This window comes from Natronomonas gomsonensis, from assembly GCF_013391635.1.
In the GTDB taxonomy this organism is placed as follows: Archaea; Halobacteriota; Halobacteria; order Halobacteriales; family Haloarculaceae; genus Natronomonas; species Natronomonas gomsonensis_A.
Window position 1 is genome coordinate 19,102 of the sequence record NZ_JACAWU010000001.1, and the last position, 15,021, is coordinate 34,122.

Here is a 15,021-nt window from a genome sequence, read left to right on the forward strand (position 1 = left end):
TTTCTCGGTTCTCAAACCCGCCGAGCGACCGCTTCGCCGACCAGCGGCGCCGCGATGACGCCAGCCAACACGACGGCCATCCCGAGGAAGCCGACTGCCGGCATGGGCTCTACGACGTACATCGCCCCGAACGCCGCGCCGAACAGCAGTCCGACGGCGACGGCGACCGCACCACCGAGTTGGGTCGTCGTCTCGTGGACCACCGCGTCGCCGAGGCTCCCCCACGCGATTCGCGCGCCGAGGGCGCCGCCGAGGGCCGCCATCGTATCGAAGTTGTAGACGACCCCCGCACCGAGAAGCGAGACGCCGACGGCGACCATCAGCGCCCGCCCGGGGTTGTCGCCGCGGCCACACACGAGATAGACGCCCGCGAGGAACGCGCCGCCGAAGGCGAGCCCCGCCGCGATGTCGACGAGGTAATGGACGCCCAACACCACCCGCGACACCGGAATCGCGGCGACGAGCGCGCCGGCGGCGACGTAGCCGCGGCGTGAGTCGACAAGCAGCGCCAACCCTCCATAGACGAGGATGGCTGCGGTGGCGTGGCCGCTCGGGAACCCGAAGCCGTCGGCGGTCGCCGCCGAGACGTACAGCGGTTCCACGACGGCCGGAACGAGTTCGACGCCGACCGCCTCGTCGGCACCGGGGGGTCGCGGCAACGCGAACAGCTCCTTGAACGTCGTCGTCACGGCACGGGCGACGAGTGCGAGCGCGACGGCGAACATCGCGTGCCGTCGGGAAAGCGACAGCGGCCCCGGAAGCGCGTTGCCGAACCAGTACAACAGACCGAGCAGACAGAAGACGAACCACACGTCGCCGAACTGCGTGACCAGCGCCGCGAGCGCGACGAGCCACGACGGCAACTCCGCGACTGCGGCGAGTTCGCCGAGCCCGCGAGTCATCGGTCGCCCAGTCGGTCCTTCAGTCGGCCCGGCAGCCCCGCGACGGTCGCCGTCGTGCCGACCAGAAGCATCAGGACGTACAGTCCGAGCGTCGACAGCCAGATGATGAGCATGGCGAGGATAGCCCATCCACCAGACAGCGCGACGAAGGCTCCGAGCGTCATCGCCGTCCCGTACAGCAACACGAGGTACGGGCCCCACCCGCGGGCCTTCCCGCGGCGGACCTGCTTGCGGACGTACCGCTTGAGGTCGCTCTCGATTTCCTCGCGGTGGACGGTCCGGTCGTCGACGCGCTCCTCGAAGCGGTCGAGTTCGTCGTAGAGCCGTTCGAGTTCCTCGCGGAGTTCAGCGTCCGATACCTCGTCGTCGAGTCGGTCCCGTGTCATGATTCCTTCGAGTACAGCGGTCGGTTCCGGCGTCGGTTCGTCCGGTTCGGCGAGTCCCGTCTCCTCGTTGGCGCGGCCGGCCAACACGGCGTTGAGAACGACGCCGAGAAGCAACACGAGCCCCCCGAAATAGAGGAACGTGAGGAGCAACAGGACGCCACCCAACACGCCGTAGGCCTCGTAACTGCCCGCGATTTCGGCGTAGACCCGAAAGCCGGTCTGGAGGAGCGTCCAGCCGACGGCGGCGAAGACGGCGCCCGGAAGCGCCTCCCGGACGGAAACGTCGGTCCCCGGCAGGAGGTAATACAGCGGCAGGAAGGCGGCGGTGAGTCCGGCGACGAGGGTGAGCGTGCCGAGCGCCGCGACGGCGGCGGCGCCACCGAACCCTTCGAGAACGCCACTGACGCCGGAGAATGCGATGAGCGCGCCGACGGCGACCGTCGCCGCGACGGCGACGCCGACCGCCCCGAGCGTGACGGTGGCGTTGCGGAATTGGTCGATAATCGACTCCGGACCGGGGTGGCCGTACACCTCCGAGAAGGCGATGTCGAGACCCCGAAACAGTTTCAGCCCGGACCACAGCAACACCGCGACGCCGAGGAGGGTCGCCCCGCCCCGTCCGGCCGCACCGGTCAGCGCATCGCGGACGACGACACCTGCCTGGTCGCCGAGTGTTTCGGTGGCCCGAGCGACGAGCGCCTCGACGGTCCCGGCGTCACCGAACGTCGACGCCGCGACCAACGCGAGCAACAGCAGGGGCAGAAGCGAAATGAACGCGTAATAGGCGAGGCTCCCGGCGATGAACGTGATTCGGTCCGATTGGGCGCCGTTGACGACGCCTCGGGTCACCGTCGTGACCCGAGCGAGATACCCCTTCACGAACCCGGCTATGGGCGAGTGCTACATATAATCGGTGGGAAACTATTCGTCGACGACGGGGGATTCCCTCTGAAAACGGCTGTTCACGGAGCCGCAACGGCTCAACCAGCAGAAATGGGGTTTCTGGGTCGTTACAGTCCGTTACCCTGTTCCTCGGCAACGACCTCGAAGGTCTCGTCGACGTCGTCGCTACTCAGGTCCTCTTGGACGATTTTGACGCCGACCGCGACGGCCTGTCCCGGACTCAGCGATTCGCGGTTGTTCGCGTTAAACGGCGTCCGATTGCCGGGCGAGCTGCCCGTATAGAAGGTGATTCCGTCGATGTTCTCGTTTATCCACACATCGATTTCACCGACGCCGCTCCCGCTGTTGTTCGAGAGATTGCGGATTTCGAACGTGCCGTCGAAATAGTACGTCGAATCGGGATTCACACCCGTACCGCCGAGTGAGTTCCCTTCCTCTGGGTCACCACTCCGGGCACTCGTCGGGTTGTCGCTGGTGAAGTCCAGCGTGAGTTTGTCGCTATTGTATTCGACGAAATTCCCGTTCCGAGTGTCCCCACCATCACTGAGACCATTGTCGGGGCGCTGCAGAGCGATGTACGCTTCGGCGTCACCGACCGTTTCCACGCCGATATGACGGTCGCCCGAATTGAACTGCGAAACGGCACCGGTACTCATTACTGCCGCACCACCAGCGGCGATCGATCCAAGTCCGACCATGAATTTGCGTCGTTGCATTGGTTCTCACTTTCTCACGCGCCCTCCGACCCCGCGTCACTCCCCGCCATCGTCCGCCGCGGCGCGTACTCAACCGGTCGGGCAGGACCCACTTTGGAATAGACAGCCATCGAATCCCGAAAGCGGTGTTTTCCGACTCGACAGGGATTCTATGGCAAAATTCGAACGCCTGATTAATTACGAAGGTTCGATGTAACGCGACGCTCGACGAACCGTTCGAACGAGACGGGGTCGTCGTCAGAGGGTCGTGGGGAGTAACCACAGCATAATCGAAGCCGTTACCGGGAGAAATCATCCCAGTTAACGCCGCTCATACGGTATTGTACGAACGTGACAGTACCCGCATAGACCACTTGTTTTCGAGATGGTTCTGTATACTGAAGGCCGGCTACAGTGACTGAACTACACGATGGCGTCGACGACCGTTCAGTTCAGGGCACAGGGAGGGGATTCGTCATGAGAGAGCTATCGAGGAACGTGCCGGAGCCACCGTCGTTTCGCGACCACGAGTTTTCACGGGACGTGATACTCGAGGTGCTCAGCAACCGACGCCGCCGGTTCGTACTTCACTACCTCAAACAGAACGGGGACCACACCACGGTTTCCGAACTCGCGGACCGAGTCGCCGGCTGGGAGAACAACAAGCCGATAGAGGAACTCACCCACCGAGAGCGCAAGCGCGTGAAGAACGCGCTTCGACAGTTCCACCTCCCGAAGATGGAGAGCTGTGGGTTCGTCGAGTACGACTCCCGACGCGGCAATGTCGCCCTCAGCGAGGCAGCCTCGAACGCCAACTTCTACGTCGATTCGCTCACCGACGGAGATATCCCGTGGGGACTGTACTACATCGGTCTCTCCGCGCTGAGTGCGGTTTGTTTGGCCAGCCTCTGGTTCGGCGTCTACCCCTTCGATTCGCTTCCACCGCTGCTGTACGGCGTCTTTTTCGTGACGACGCTGGCGGTGTCGTCGGCGGGGCACTTCTACGACAACTACTACCGGATGCGATTGGGTGCGCGTGCCGAACCCCCGGAGGTCGAAGAGAGATGACCCGGCGCCGGCGTCTCCTCCTCGCGGCCGCTCTCCTTGCCAGCGTCGTCGTCGTGACGACTACCGGCGGGTTTAGTTCGGCAACGGCAGAGCGCGGCGTCGACGTGAGCGTCGCAGAAGACTCCAACGCCTACCTGGGGGTCGAACAGGCACCCTCGGGAACGGAGAACGGCACGACGAACCTCGAAGTGACGGTGGCAAATCAGTTCCCCGCCGGCACCGACCTGACGACCGTCGAAGTCACCGCCAACGGAACGACAGTCGACTTCGCCGAGCCCGACGCCGTCGAGGCCGGTGACGAGCGGACGTACACGTTCAGGACAGTCTCCTGTGACGGCCGGATTACCGTCGAAGCGCAGGGAGCGGGCGTGACGGTCGGGCTAAATCGCACCGTCGCGTGTGGCTGACGACACGGGTCACGACACCGCTTCGCGAATCGCCACCACGTCGGCGTCGGTTTTGAACGTCGTTCCACCGAAGTGCGTCCGAGAGGCCTCGTACCCCGCCGCCCGGAGTTTTTCGAGGAACTCGTCCATCGCGATGTTCGGTTCGCCCCATCGCTTGTACAGTTTGTGCTGGTCGTAGTGGGTCGGTTCGTGGAGTTCGCCGGCGACGGTCTCGAGGAGGCGGTCGGCTTTCGACGCCTCGCCGAAGGAGTCGGGAATCGACTCCCGGACCGATTCGACGAACGCGGCGTCGTGGGCCGGCCCGAGCCAGATGGCGCCGGCCGTCCACGTCGACTGCCCGCAGTTCGGACACGTTTTCGTCGGGTCGGCGATGAGCGTCGCCTCGCTGTCGCGCCACAGACATTTCTGACAGTGGTCGACGTAGCCCAACTGGTCGATGCAGTCGTCGGCGGCGCGGGCGCCGTGGTCCAGTTCGACGTAGGTTCGGACGTAGTGACTGGAGACGTGGCTCAACACGGGACGGGCGGCGATGTCGTAGCGTGCGGCGGTCCGGACCAGCGCCGATAGCAACACGCGCAGGCCCATCTCGGGGTGGAACTCCGTGTTCCGCGGGACCGCACCGTAACTCCGGACGCCGCTTTCGAAGTGAGCGCCACACAGCGGCGCGGTGTCGGTCGCGGTCACACAGAGGTACCGCCCGGCGCTCTGAAACGCCGCATCGAGGAACGGAACGGGCGTCCCGAAGGGGTCCAAATCGACCACGTCGTGGCGGGACTCGTGCATGTGGGCGTTGACGTTCCGATGGTGGACTTCGCCCGCGAGGTCGTTTACGTCGAGGTTCCGGCGAGCCAACTCGACGGCGTCGTCGTCGACATCGCAGGCGGTCACGTCGTAGCCGGCGTCGGCGGCCCGAACCGCGCGGACGCCGCTTGCGGTCATCGCGTCGAGATAGGAGTCGCAGTCGTCGGCCACCGTCCGCAACACGCCGACGGTGATGTCGCGGTTCAACTCCTGAACCGGGTTGTAGAACACCCCCGACCCGGCGCCCTCGCTGGCACCGTGGCGCTCCTCGGGCACCTCGATTCTCACGCCGCCCTCGCGGACTTCCATACACTCCGTTGTGGGGTGACCCCCGAAAAGGGACACGTTTGCGTATCGCCGAACGAATCGAGCAGTCGATTTTTGTCGTCGGGGGATGGAGAGTCGACAGCATGGTCGAACCCGTCGACGTGTTCGCCTACGCCGTCGCGGCCGTCCTCGTCGGCGGCGCTGTCTGGTGGGTCATGTCTCGGTGGCTCCCCGACGGTGCGCTGGCCGCAACCCTCACCTTCCGAGCCTACGAGTCCGGCGTCTCGCGACGGGAAACGCTCCCCGCGGTCGTCGTGGCCTCGCTGTCGCTGGCCCCGGTCGTGACCAACGGCCCCGACAGCGTTGGCTTCGGGTGGGCTATCGCCACCGGCATCTTCGCCGGCGGCCTGCTCGTCGGCGCGACGGCTATCGCCAACCGTCCCCGGGCGAACCTCCTCGAAGCGGGCAGCGGCGACGGCCTCCCGACGAGCGGTCCCTGTGCCGTCGGCGGCGCGGCTGCTGCCGACGGCGAGACGCTGACGACGCCAATCACCGGACGGGACGCCGTCTGCTACACCGCCTCCGTCGCCCAGTACAAACAACAGCCGTTGCGGTCCTACGGGAGCTATTTCACGACCGATTTCACCATCGAGCGGACGCCCTTCACGGTCGAGACCGACGACGGGACCGCCAACGTCGACCCCGAGGGCGCGTGGCTCAGCCTCGCCGCCGGGAGTCCGACCGACACCGAAACCCTCCCCGAAGGCACCACGACCGGCGGACCGGCGGAACACGAACTCGTCGTCGAGGAGGGCGAACCCGTACCGGACCACCTTCGCGGCGAGGGAGCGCCGTTTCCGAACCTCCCGCTGACCACCGATGGCCGGGCCGAGCGAGAGCTCCGGTTCAAGGAGAACGTCGTCGAACCCGGCGAGAGCGTCGTCGTCGCGGGCGAGACGACAGTGGGCGAGGAGTACGGCCGGCCGCTCCTCACGTGCGAACGCGAGGGGGCGTTCGTCGCCCGTGGCCCCTACGAGGAAGTCGCCGCGGGACTGCGGAAGGCGACCGGGCGGAACATCTGGGTCGGCGCGGTGCTGTCGGTGGTCGGGGCGGCCGGAATCCTCTTTCTGACAGTGTAGCCGAGTGCCGATTAGAAGAGCGGGCGAACGTAGTAAACGGCGAACAGCCCACCGGTAACGAGGAGGATGGCGAGTAACCCGCGCTTCTCGGTTCGACCGGGCGTTCTGGGTGCTGTTCGACGAACCGTCGCCGCCTCCGTACCGAGCAGGTGTGCCGTCGTTCCGAAGAACAGCGCGACGATTAGAGTTCCGGATACCTCCAGCAAGCCGATTCCGGGGTGGTGAAACCAAACGAGACGGACAGTCATCGACGCCAGCAACGGAGCGCCTGCAATGAGCCAACTGAGGGCGACACTGCCGTTTCGATATGCTTGTACTGTCGCCACGAGGAACGCCACGAGCGGGCCGACGTACGTGATGAGGAAGAAGGACCCGAACGGATCCGTCGTGAGTAAGCGGAGTACCGTGACCGCATAGATGGCGACACACACGCCTGCCCAAACGCCGGCCCGACGCTTCGTCGCTCCGATGAGAACACCCATATTGTGGACAGTTAACATGATTCGAAAATATCGTACACCGGTAAATGTTTTCTGGAAAACACTATATGCACAAAACCGACCGCGGTCGCGGTACTGTCCGCGCGCCTGAGGCGCGCGGTTCACGGCGACGAGCGAAGCGAGTCGCCGCCTTTTTCATCGAAGTTTTTGCTGTGAGTGGTGCGCCGCAGGCGCACCCGAACAGCAAAAAGTTCGGAGCGAAGCGATTTTCCCACGTCCCCGAGAATAGCCGAGAGTGAACCCGGTCGAGGAGTGGGAGGCGCAACTGGAAGCCGACGGCGAACTCACCAGCGACGCCGTCGACCGTATTATCGCCACCCACGGCGACCGCGGGGTCCGGGCCATCGAGGCCGTCGGTGAAGAGCGGGTCAAGGAGTACCGCGATTTCACCGTCGTCGTCGGCCACTCCGAGGAACACGTCGTCGAAGACGGCACCTGCGAGTGTGAGGACTCTCGCTACAATCTCGACCCCGAGGAACCGACGGAACTCTGTTGGCACGCTATCGCCACGAAAATCGCCCGCCGTATCGACGCCCTCGACCACCACGACATGTGGTACTCCGAGGTCAGGGAGTTCCTGTAGTCTCATCCGGCGTCGCGGAATCCATCCACTCGCCACACCCAGAGGAGTTCCAGCGCAATGGCGAGGAGCAACCACGACAGAAGGAGGACGAACACGACCACCGTTGACGACAGGAAATGAAGCGGTTGGGTGACGGCGAACAACAGTGGCGCGACTAGCGACACCACGACGACGGCCGCCACTAACCCGGAAATCGCACACGTGTAGTGCTGGATTCGCCCGACACACACGCTGCCCGCCGAGCACTCACACAGCGATTCAGGGGTGTGTTTCGTAACCATTGCCACCACTCCGTGCTAGACGGTATGGGCCACTTCGTGTTATTTGTTATCATTGTTCGTGTTTTATCGAGACGAGACCAATTGTCGGTATGCAGGTGCCCCCGTGATTCCGCGCCGCTTTTTACCCGGACGGGCGAGGAGCGTGTATGGTCAATCAGGAACTCATCGACGCGCTCCGGGCCGCGGAGGCGGTGAAGTTCGGGGAGTTCGAACTCTCCCACGGCGGTACCTCCGAGTACTACGTCGACAAGTACGTCTTCGAGACCGACCCACACTGTCTGGAACTCATCGCCGAGGCGTTCGCCGAACGGGTCGGTGACTCGAAACTCGCCGGCGTCGCGTTGGGCGCCGTCCCGCTGGTCGCCGCGACGGCCGTCGAGACGGGCAACCCCTACGTCATCGTCCGGAAGAAGGCCAAGGAGTACGGCACGGGCAACCAAATCGAAGGCGAGTTCGAGGACGGCGAGGAAGTCGTTGTGTTGGAGGACATCGCCACGACAGGCCAAAGCGCAATCGACGCCGTGGAGGCGCTCCGAGACGCTGGGGCGGTCGTCGACCGCGTGCTCGTCGTCGTCGACCGCGAGGAGGGCGCCCACGAGAACCTCGCCGAACACGACATCGAACTGGAGTCGCTGTTGACGGCCTCGGAGCTGTTGGCCGACGCCGACCGCGCGTAGAGTATCCACTCCCGTGTCTATTTACTCTCGGTAGCACACCGAAGTGTTCATACATATGCGGTGACGCGTTGAAGTCATGAACCGTTCGGAGAAGGCCGCCCTCCAGCTGCGCGCCGTCGACGTGTTGCGGACGTTGAAGGAGACGCGCACCTACGAGGAGTTGGCCGCCGAAACCGGACTGCCCGCCGGCGACCTGAACCGGTACGTCAACGGGCACGTCCTCCCGAGTGAGGCCCGCGCCCGCGAGGTGGTCGGTGGAGTCGGCTCCGAGTTGCTCGCCGAGGAACTCGACGCCCGCATCGTCGTCGACGATGAAGGGTACGTCGACAACTCCCGGGTCGTCTTCGACCAGTCGCTGCTGTCGCTCGTCCCGCCCGTCGCCGCCGAGACGCTCGGCATCGAGCCGCCCGATGCCGTCCTGACGGCGGCCACCGACGGCATCACCCTCGCGGCGGCGATGGCCCGCTACTTCGGGTCCCGATGTGCCTACGCCAAGAAGTCCCGCGAGACCGCCGTCGAGGAGTTCATCGAGGCCCGACAACGGCTCTCCTCGGGCATCGAAATCGACTACTACCTCCCCGCCAACGCCATCGCCTCGGGCGAATCCGTGCTGGTCGTCGACGACCTCATCCGGTCGGGGGAGACACAGGAACTGCTGCTCGACATCGCGGCGTCGGCCGGCGCCGAGGTGGCCGGCGTGTTCGCGCTCATCGCGGTCGGCGACGAGGGCATCGACCGCGCCCGCGCCCACACCGACGCCCCGGTGGGCGCACTCGTCACACGAGAGTGACACGTTCCGAGTCACGGCGCCATCGATACGCACATACGTGCACAGAATTCGCCGTTTCCGACGGTAACTATTAAGTCACCAACCTGTGGTATGCTCGAACGTGAATTATGGCTGTTACTGATACGCTGGCGGAGTACTTCGAGTTCGAGGAACACGACACCGACGTACGAACCGAGAGCGTCGCCGGACTGACGACGTTCCTGGCGATGGCGTACATCATCGTCGTCAATCCGAGCATTCTCGCACCGGCCATCGTCGGCGGGTCGCCACAGGAAGGTGAACCGACACCGACGACCGAAATCGCGGGGGCGACCTACGACTTCTTCCAGGTCGTCGAGATGCTCACCGTCGTTACCATCATCGCGTCGGTCGTCGCCATTCTCGTGATGGCGCTGTACGCGAACCGTCCGTTCGGCCTCGCGCCGGGACTGGGACTGAACGCCTTCTTCGCGTTCACCGTCGTGTTGACATTGGGCGTCCCGTGGCAGGTCGCCCTCGCCGCGGTGTTCGTCGAAGGGCTGATATTCATCGCCCTGACGGCCGTCGGCGCGCGGGAGTACATCATCCAGTTGTTCCCCGAACCGGTGAAGTTCGCCGTCGGAGCCGGTATCGGCGTGTTCCTCCTGTTCCTCGGCCTTCAGGAGATGCAAATCGTCGTCACGGACCCGGCGACGCTCACCACGCTCGGAAACGTCCTCCAGAGTCCGGTTGCGGCGCTGTCGCTGCTCGGACTCGCGCTTACTTTCGTCCTCTACGCCCGCGGCATCAAGGGCTCCATCGTCATCGGCATCATCGGGACGGCCCTGGCCGGCTACGCGCTGACGCTGGCGGGCGTCGTCGACCGTGGCGTCCTCGAACCCGGAACGGTTTCACAGGTCGAAAGCGAGGGCATCGGCTCGCTCCTGTTCGGTGTCCAGTACGATTTCACCCCGCTCGTCTACGGCTTCGTCGACGGACTGGGCCTCATCCTCGAGGACCCCGTCGTGTTCGCACTCGTCGTGTTCACGTTCTTCTTCGTCGACTTCTTCGACACCGCGGGCACGCTCATCGGCGTCTCCCAAATCGCGGGCTTCCTCGACGAGAACGGTGACCTTCCGGACATCGACAAGCCGCTGATGGCCGACGCAATCGGGACGACGTTCGGCGCGATGATTGGCACCTCGACGGTGACGACGTTCATCGAATCCGCGACCGGCGTCGAAGAGGGTGGCCGAACCGGCTTCACCGCCCTCGTCGTCGGTGCGCTGTTCGCGCTCTCGCTGCTCGTGGTGCCGCTCATCTCGGCGATTCCGACGTACGCGAGTTACATCGCGCTGGTCGTCGTGGGCATCATCATGCTGCAGGGCGTCGCCGACATCGACTGGCAGGACCCAGCGTGGGCCATCTCCGCCGGTCTCACCATCACCATCATGCCGCTTACGACCTCCATCGCCAACGGCCTCGCAGCGGGTATCATGAGCTACCCCATCGTCAAAGCCGCCGTCGGCGAGGCCGACGATGTCTCGCTCGGCCAGTGGACGCTGGCGGTCGTCTTCGTCGTCTACTTCGCCGTCTTCTTCGCGGCGAGTGCCGGACTGCTCCCGTCCTTCTGAGCCCAACCGCAAGGTATTCCTTGCGGACTCCTCTGGACGGAACATGGACGTCTCGCGAGTCGACTCGTTGTCACGTCGCGTGACGCTGCGGGTCGTCCTCGCGGTTCTCGTCTTCGTCCTCCTGTTGCCGGCCGCCTACGCCGCAGTCAACCCTCAGACGCTCGAACTCGGCGCCGGGACCGTCGAGGAGCCGGCCGCCGAGACCACCTACGTCAGCGTACAGGGCTTTCACTTCGCGGGCTACGGGAAACCCAAGAAGCCGGCCCGCCTCGTCGCCGCCGACGAGAACGGCAGCGTCGCGTGGCGCTTCGACGGCGACGAGGTCGGCGCGCGGTGGTTCTACGACATCGACCCGACGGCCGACGGCGACCTCTTCGTCACCGCCACCTACGAGGGCGGCACCGTCGTCTTCGAGTACGACACCGCAACCGAGGCCGTGGAGTGGCGCCACGACATGCCCGGACGCCTCGACACCCACGACACGACACGCCTGAGCGAGGACCGAATCCTCGTCGCCCACATGCGGAACACCCGAGACGGCGTGAGCGACGACCGCCTCTACGTCGAGAACACCACCACCGGCGACACCGAGTGGGAGTGGCTGTTCCGCGAGCACTACCCCAACGGCACCGACGGCGGCTTCGACGCCGACTGGACGCACGTCAACGACGTGGACGTAGTCGGCCCCGACGACGGCTACGTGTTGGCCTCCCCGCGGAACTTCGACCAAGTGATTCTCCTCAACCGCTCGAGCGGCGACATCGCGATGCGACTCGGCTCCGACGGCGACCACGACACGCTGTTCGAACAGCACAACCCCGACTACCTCGAACGCGACGACGGCACGCCGGTCATCCTCGTCTCCGACAGCGAAAACGACCGCGTCGTCGAGTACGAGCGAGACTGCGGCGACGCCGACCCCCGCCTCGGCGCGGGCACGCCACCCGAATCCTGTGAGTGGGACCTCGTCTGGAGCGTCGAGGGGTTCAACTGGCCGCGGGACGCCGACCGACTACCGAACGGCAACACGCTGGTCACCGATACGCTGAACCACCGCGTCGTCGAGATAACGCCCGAAGGCGAGGTCGTCTGGGAGTTCTACGCGGCGTGGGCGCCGTACGACGCCGAACGCGGCCAGCAGGGAAGCAACGGGCCGACGATGGCCGACCACGGCACGACCGGCAGTTACACCGTCTCCGGTGGCGGCGACGGCGGCGTCGCCGACCGCTATCACGTCGCCGACGCCATCGCCGACGTCGGGAGCTACACCCCGTTGAAATCCAGTTTCGACGGGATTGCGACCCGGTACTCCCACGTCGAACCGTGGTTCCGGCCCGTCTGGATGGGGTCGTGGACGTTCCTCTCGGCGGTTCTCGGCGTGTTGCTCGCACTCGGATGGGCCGCCTGCGAACTCCTCGCGCGACGGGAGCGACTCCTCGCCGAACTCCGGTCGCTTCAGAACGGGTGAGCACGGGAAAATCCGGATTGACAGCGTTCGGACACACCACCGCCGCGTTCTTAGTCCCCGGATACATACACTGTGTCGATGGCGAACATTACGCTATACGAACTGCCCGGCTGTCCGTACTGTATGAAGGTCGCCGACAAACTGGATGAGCTCGGCCTCGAGTACGATGTCGTAGAGGTGCCGCGCGCCCACGGAGCGCGAACCGAGGTCGAAGAAATCAGCGGTCAGACTGGCGTCCCTGTCATCGTCGACGAGGAACACGGCGTCGACGCGATGGCCGAATCCGACGACATCGTCGCGTACCTCGAAGAGACCTACGGCGCCTAAACCGCGGCGTTACAGCGCTTCTTTGTAGGCTTCGAGCGTCTCCTCGACGTCTTCCTCGGTGTGGCCGTAGGAGACGAAGTTGGCCTCGAATTGATTCTGTGAGACGAGGACGCCCTGTTCGACCATCGCGGGGCGGAACAGTCGCGCGTAGCGTTCGGTTTCGGCGTCGGCCACGTCGGTGCCGCGTTTGGGGCACTCGCCGTAGCGACTGCAGGTGGGGTCCTGCCGACACCCGTTCGAACAGGGGTCGCCCTGTGGGTGGCTTTCGGCCCGCGAGAAGACGACCTTGAAAATCGAATCGGTGCCGACGACGGTGTAGGCGGGGGCGTGGTCTTCGACGATGTCGGCCAGTCCCTCGCGCAACTGCTCGCCGAGCGAATTGACGTGGTCGTGAACGTCGTTTTCCGCACAGAACTTCAGCGTCTCCAGTCCGGCCGCCATCGTCACGGGATGTCCGGAGAAGGTGCCGGCCTGGAACACGTCGCCGGTGGGGCTGAACTGCTCGATGTACTCCGTCTTGCCGCCGATGGCGCCGACCGGGAAGCCGCCGCCGATGATTTTGCCGAACGTCGTGAGGTCTGGGTCGACGTCGAAGCGGCCCTGGGCACACTGCAGGCCGCCGACCCGGAACCCCGTGATGACCTCGTCGAAGATGAACAGCGCGCCGTAGTCCTCACACAGCGCCTCCAGCGTCTCGTGGTAGCCGTCTTCGGGGAAGGCGATGCCCATGTTCGCCTGTATCGGCTCGACGAGGACGGCCGCGATGTCGTCGCCGTGTTCCTCGAACACCTCGCGGGCGGCGGCCTCGTCGTTGAACGGAATCGGGAGGGTGTGTTGGGCGAACGACTGTGGGACGCCGGAACTGGAGGGTTTCGGGTGGTCGGCGTCGCCCTCGACGAGCGTCGACTCCTGGGCGCCGTGGTAGCCGCCCTGCATGACGACGACCTTGTTGCGGCCGGTGACCCCGCGGGCGAGTCGGACCGCCGACACCGTCGCCTCCGTCCCGCTGTTGACGAACCGAATCATCTCGACGCTCGGGACGTGGCGGCAGACGAACTCGGCGTGGTCGACCTCGATTTCGGTCGGCATGCCGTACATCGGCGCCTCGGCGGCACGGGACTGGACTGCGGCCTGGACCGACTCGGGCATGTCGTGGCCGAGCAGCAGCGGTCCGAGCCCCTGAATCCAGTCGATGTAGCGGTTGCCGTCGGCATCGACGACGTGGCCGCCCTCACCGTGGTCGGCGAACACCGGGTACGGCTGTGGCGCGGCGCGAACCGAGGAGTTGACGCCGCCCGGCAGGACCGACAGCGCCCTGTCGTACAGCGACCGCGATGTCTCGTGGTTCATGAGCGTCGGTTCGACTGCCGCCCCGAAAGGCGTTACCGTCCGCAGTCGAGCGGTATCGCGGAGAAGTGATTCGGCAATGTAGAGCATTCGGCTAAAATTCACCCAGAAAACACCACGTTCGAGCAATATTTTTCCCAGTGGTTTCAGATATTGCCCCTCTCGACACGATATTACGACACCGGTCCGTTCGTTGAGACACCGCGAGACCCTCGTGGTCTCCGGTGTGTACCGCTCAGGAACGAACCGAACGGCTGGCATCCGACGGTTTTCCGTGGTCGGCCCCCTCCGGGCCGAAACCGCTTTTTTACGCGTGAGACGGCCGTCCAGTTCAGTTCTGAGTCGCGTAAGCGAGAGCGTAATTCCTCAAAGACGGACGACACAGTCAGTTCGAAAAAACAGCGTCGCGTGAATCCGAAATGCAGTCCGCCCGACGGCGTTCAGTCCTCCAGTGCGGGTGGGTCACCCTCGCGGACGACCGACCGGACCGAACTGGTGTCGACGGTGCGAACGTCGGGGTCGTCGTGCAGATCGTGCAGTTGGGCGGCCAGCGCCGCATCGTCTTCGAACTTTCCGACGGCGAAGACGGTGGAGGGACCGCTCATCTGATAGACGGTGACGAACTCGGGACGTTCCCGGAGCCGTGCCGTCACGTCGTCTATCGCGTCGAGGTCGACCGCCAGTCGGATGATGGCCGTCCGGTAGCCAAGGCGGTCGTAGTCGACGCGGGCGGTGTAGCCCGTGATGACGCCGTCGTCTTCGAGCGCCCGAAGGCGTTTCTGCACCGTCGTCGCGACCGCGTCGGTGGCTTCCGCGACCGACGGCACGTCGGCGCGGCCGTCCCGAAAGAGGGCGGCGACGACCTGCCTGTCGAGCGACTCGGTCACG

Annotated in this window: 17 protein-coding genes; 9 read left to right on the forward strand and 8 right to left on the reverse strand. The window is 65.0% G+C overall.

The genetic code is table 11. The features are described from left to right. Nucleotides 1-11: 11 nt before the first annotated feature. From HWX69_RS00135 to HWX69_RS00145, 3 genes are all read right to left on the reverse strand, one after another. Nucleotides 12-902, reverse strand: coding sequence for a phosphatase PAP2 family protein (locus HWX69_RS00135; protein WP_178915056.1), 891 nt, complete (start codon nucleotides 900-902; stop codon nucleotides 12-14). Next, nucleotides 899-2,167: a YhjD/YihY/BrkB family envelope integrity protein gene (locus tag HWX69_RS00140; RefSeq protein WP_178915057.1), complete on the reverse strand. Its 1,269-nt coding sequence runs from the start codon at nucleotides 2,165-2,167 to the stop codon at nucleotides 899-901. Before HWX69_RS00140 ends, HWX69_RS00135 begins: the two co-directional genes overlap by 4 nt. Before the next feature lie 131 nt (nucleotides 2,168-2,298). Further along, nucleotides 2,299-2,847 (reverse strand): DUF1102 domain-containing protein, encoded by a 549-nt coding sequence (locus HWX69_RS00145; RefSeq protein ID WP_178915058.1) that lies wholly within the window; start codon nucleotides 2,845-2,847, stop codon nucleotides 2,299-2,301. Nucleotides 2,848-3,363: 516 nt separating this feature from the next. On the opposite strand from HWX69_RS00145, the gene HWX69_RS00150 reads away from it, so the two are divergent. Together HWX69_RS00150 and HWX69_RS00155 are read left to right on the forward strand one after the other, a co-directional pair. Further along, nucleotides 3,364-3,954 carry a DUF7344 domain-containing protein gene (locus HWX69_RS00150; RefSeq protein WP_178915059.1) on the forward strand — a complete coding sequence of 197 codons (591 nt, stop codon included), beginning with the start codon at nucleotides 3,364-3,366 and terminating at the stop codon, nucleotides 3,952-3,954. Continuing rightward, nucleotides 3,951-4,361: a hypothetical protein gene (locus tag HWX69_RS00155; protein ID WP_178915060.1), complete on the forward strand. Its 411-nt coding sequence runs from the start codon at nucleotides 3,951-3,953 to the stop codon at nucleotides 4,359-4,361. The genes HWX69_RS00150 and HWX69_RS00155 overlap by 4 nt, the downstream gene beginning before the upstream one ends. Nucleotides 4,362-4,370: 9 nt before the next feature. Here the strand turns inward: HWX69_RS00155 and HWX69_RS00160 are convergent, their stop codons facing one another. Then, a complete protein-coding gene (locus HWX69_RS00160; RefSeq protein WP_178915061.1) occupies nucleotides 4,371-5,471 on the reverse strand; it encodes a tRNA (guanine(26)-N(2))-dimethyltransferase in 1,101 nt (366 codons plus the stop codon). Nucleotides 5,472-5,572: 101 nt separating this feature from the next. Here HWX69_RS00160 and HWX69_RS00165 point away from each other — a divergent pair, with 101 nt between their 5' ends. Next, the gene (locus HWX69_RS00165; RefSeq protein WP_178915062.1) at nucleotides 5,573-6,568 is read left to right on the forward strand and encodes a hypothetical protein; all 996 of its coding nucleotides are present in this window, start codon (nucleotides 5,573-5,575) and stop codon (nucleotides 6,566-6,568) included. Between the two features lie 11 nt (nucleotides 6,569-6,579). Here the strand turns inward: HWX69_RS00165 and HWX69_RS00170 are convergent, their stop codons facing one another. After that, entirely contained in the window at nucleotides 6,580-7,050 is a 471-nt protein-coding gene (locus HWX69_RS00170; RefSeq protein WP_178915063.1) for a hypothetical protein, read from the reverse strand. Between the two features lie 253 nt (nucleotides 7,051-7,303). Here HWX69_RS00170 and HWX69_RS00175 point away from each other — a divergent pair, with 253 nt between their 5' ends. Beyond that, on the forward strand, nucleotides 7,304-7,651 hold the full coding sequence (locus HWX69_RS00175; RefSeq protein ID WP_178915064.1) for a hypothetical protein: 348 nt from the start codon (nucleotides 7,304-7,306) through the stop codon (nucleotides 7,649-7,651). 2 nt (nucleotides 7,652-7,653) lie between these two features. On the opposite strand, the gene HWX69_RS00180 is transcribed toward HWX69_RS00175, so the two are convergent. Beyond that, nucleotides 7,654-7,932, reverse strand: a complete 279-nt coding sequence (locus HWX69_RS00180; RefSeq protein ID WP_178915065.1) for a hypothetical protein — start codon at nucleotides 7,930-7,932, stop codon at nucleotides 7,654-7,656. A gap of 146 nt (nucleotides 7,933-8,078) precedes the next feature. On the opposite strand from HWX69_RS00180, the gene pyrE reads away from it, so the two are divergent. From pyrE to HWX69_RS00205, 5 genes are all read left to right on the forward strand, one after another. Then, the gene (gene pyrE / locus HWX69_RS00185; protein WP_178915066.1) at nucleotides 8,079-8,609 is read left to right on the forward strand and encodes an orotate phosphoribosyltransferase; all 531 of its coding nucleotides are present in this window, start codon (nucleotides 8,079-8,081) and stop codon (nucleotides 8,607-8,609) included. A gap of 76 nt (nucleotides 8,610-8,685) precedes the next feature. Next, nucleotides 8,686-9,399, forward strand: a complete 714-nt coding sequence (locus tag HWX69_RS00190; RefSeq protein WP_178915067.1) for a phosphoribosyltransferase family protein — start codon at nucleotides 8,686-8,688, stop codon at nucleotides 9,397-9,399. Between the two features lie 107 nt (nucleotides 9,400-9,506). After that, complete coding sequence (locus HWX69_RS00195) at nucleotides 9,507-10,991, forward strand: NCS2 family permease (RefSeq protein ID WP_178915068.1); 1,485 nt, start codon at nucleotides 9,507-9,509, stop codon at nucleotides 10,989-10,991. 43 nt (nucleotides 10,992-11,034) lie between these two features. Continuing rightward, nucleotides 11,035-12,459, forward strand: a complete 1,425-nt coding sequence (locus HWX69_RS00200; RefSeq protein WP_178915069.1) for an aryl-sulfate sulfotransferase — start codon at nucleotides 11,035-11,037, stop codon at nucleotides 12,457-12,459. 78 nt (nucleotides 12,460-12,537) lie between these two features. Continuing rightward, on the forward strand, nucleotides 12,538-12,786 hold the full coding sequence (locus tag HWX69_RS00205) for a glutaredoxin family protein (protein WP_178915070.1): 249 nt from the start codon (nucleotides 12,538-12,540) through the stop codon (nucleotides 12,784-12,786). A gap of 9 nt (nucleotides 12,787-12,795) precedes the next feature. On the opposite strand, the gene hemL is transcribed toward HWX69_RS00205, so the two are convergent. Both hemL and HWX69_RS18345 read right to left on the reverse strand, forming a co-directional pair. After that, the gene (gene hemL / locus HWX69_RS00210; RefSeq protein WP_178915071.1) at nucleotides 12,796-14,136 is read right to left on the reverse strand and encodes a glutamate-1-semialdehyde 2,1-aminomutase; all 1,341 of its coding nucleotides are present in this window, start codon (nucleotides 14,134-14,136) and stop codon (nucleotides 12,796-12,798) included. Nucleotides 14,137-14,573: 437 nt separating this feature from the next. Next, nucleotides 14,574-15,020 (reverse strand): Lrp/AsnC ligand binding domain-containing protein, encoded by a 447-nt coding sequence (locus HWX69_RS18345; protein WP_178915072.1) that lies wholly within the window; start codon nucleotides 15,018-15,020, stop codon nucleotides 14,574-14,576. Between the last annotated feature and the right edge of the window lies 1 nt (nucleotide 15,021).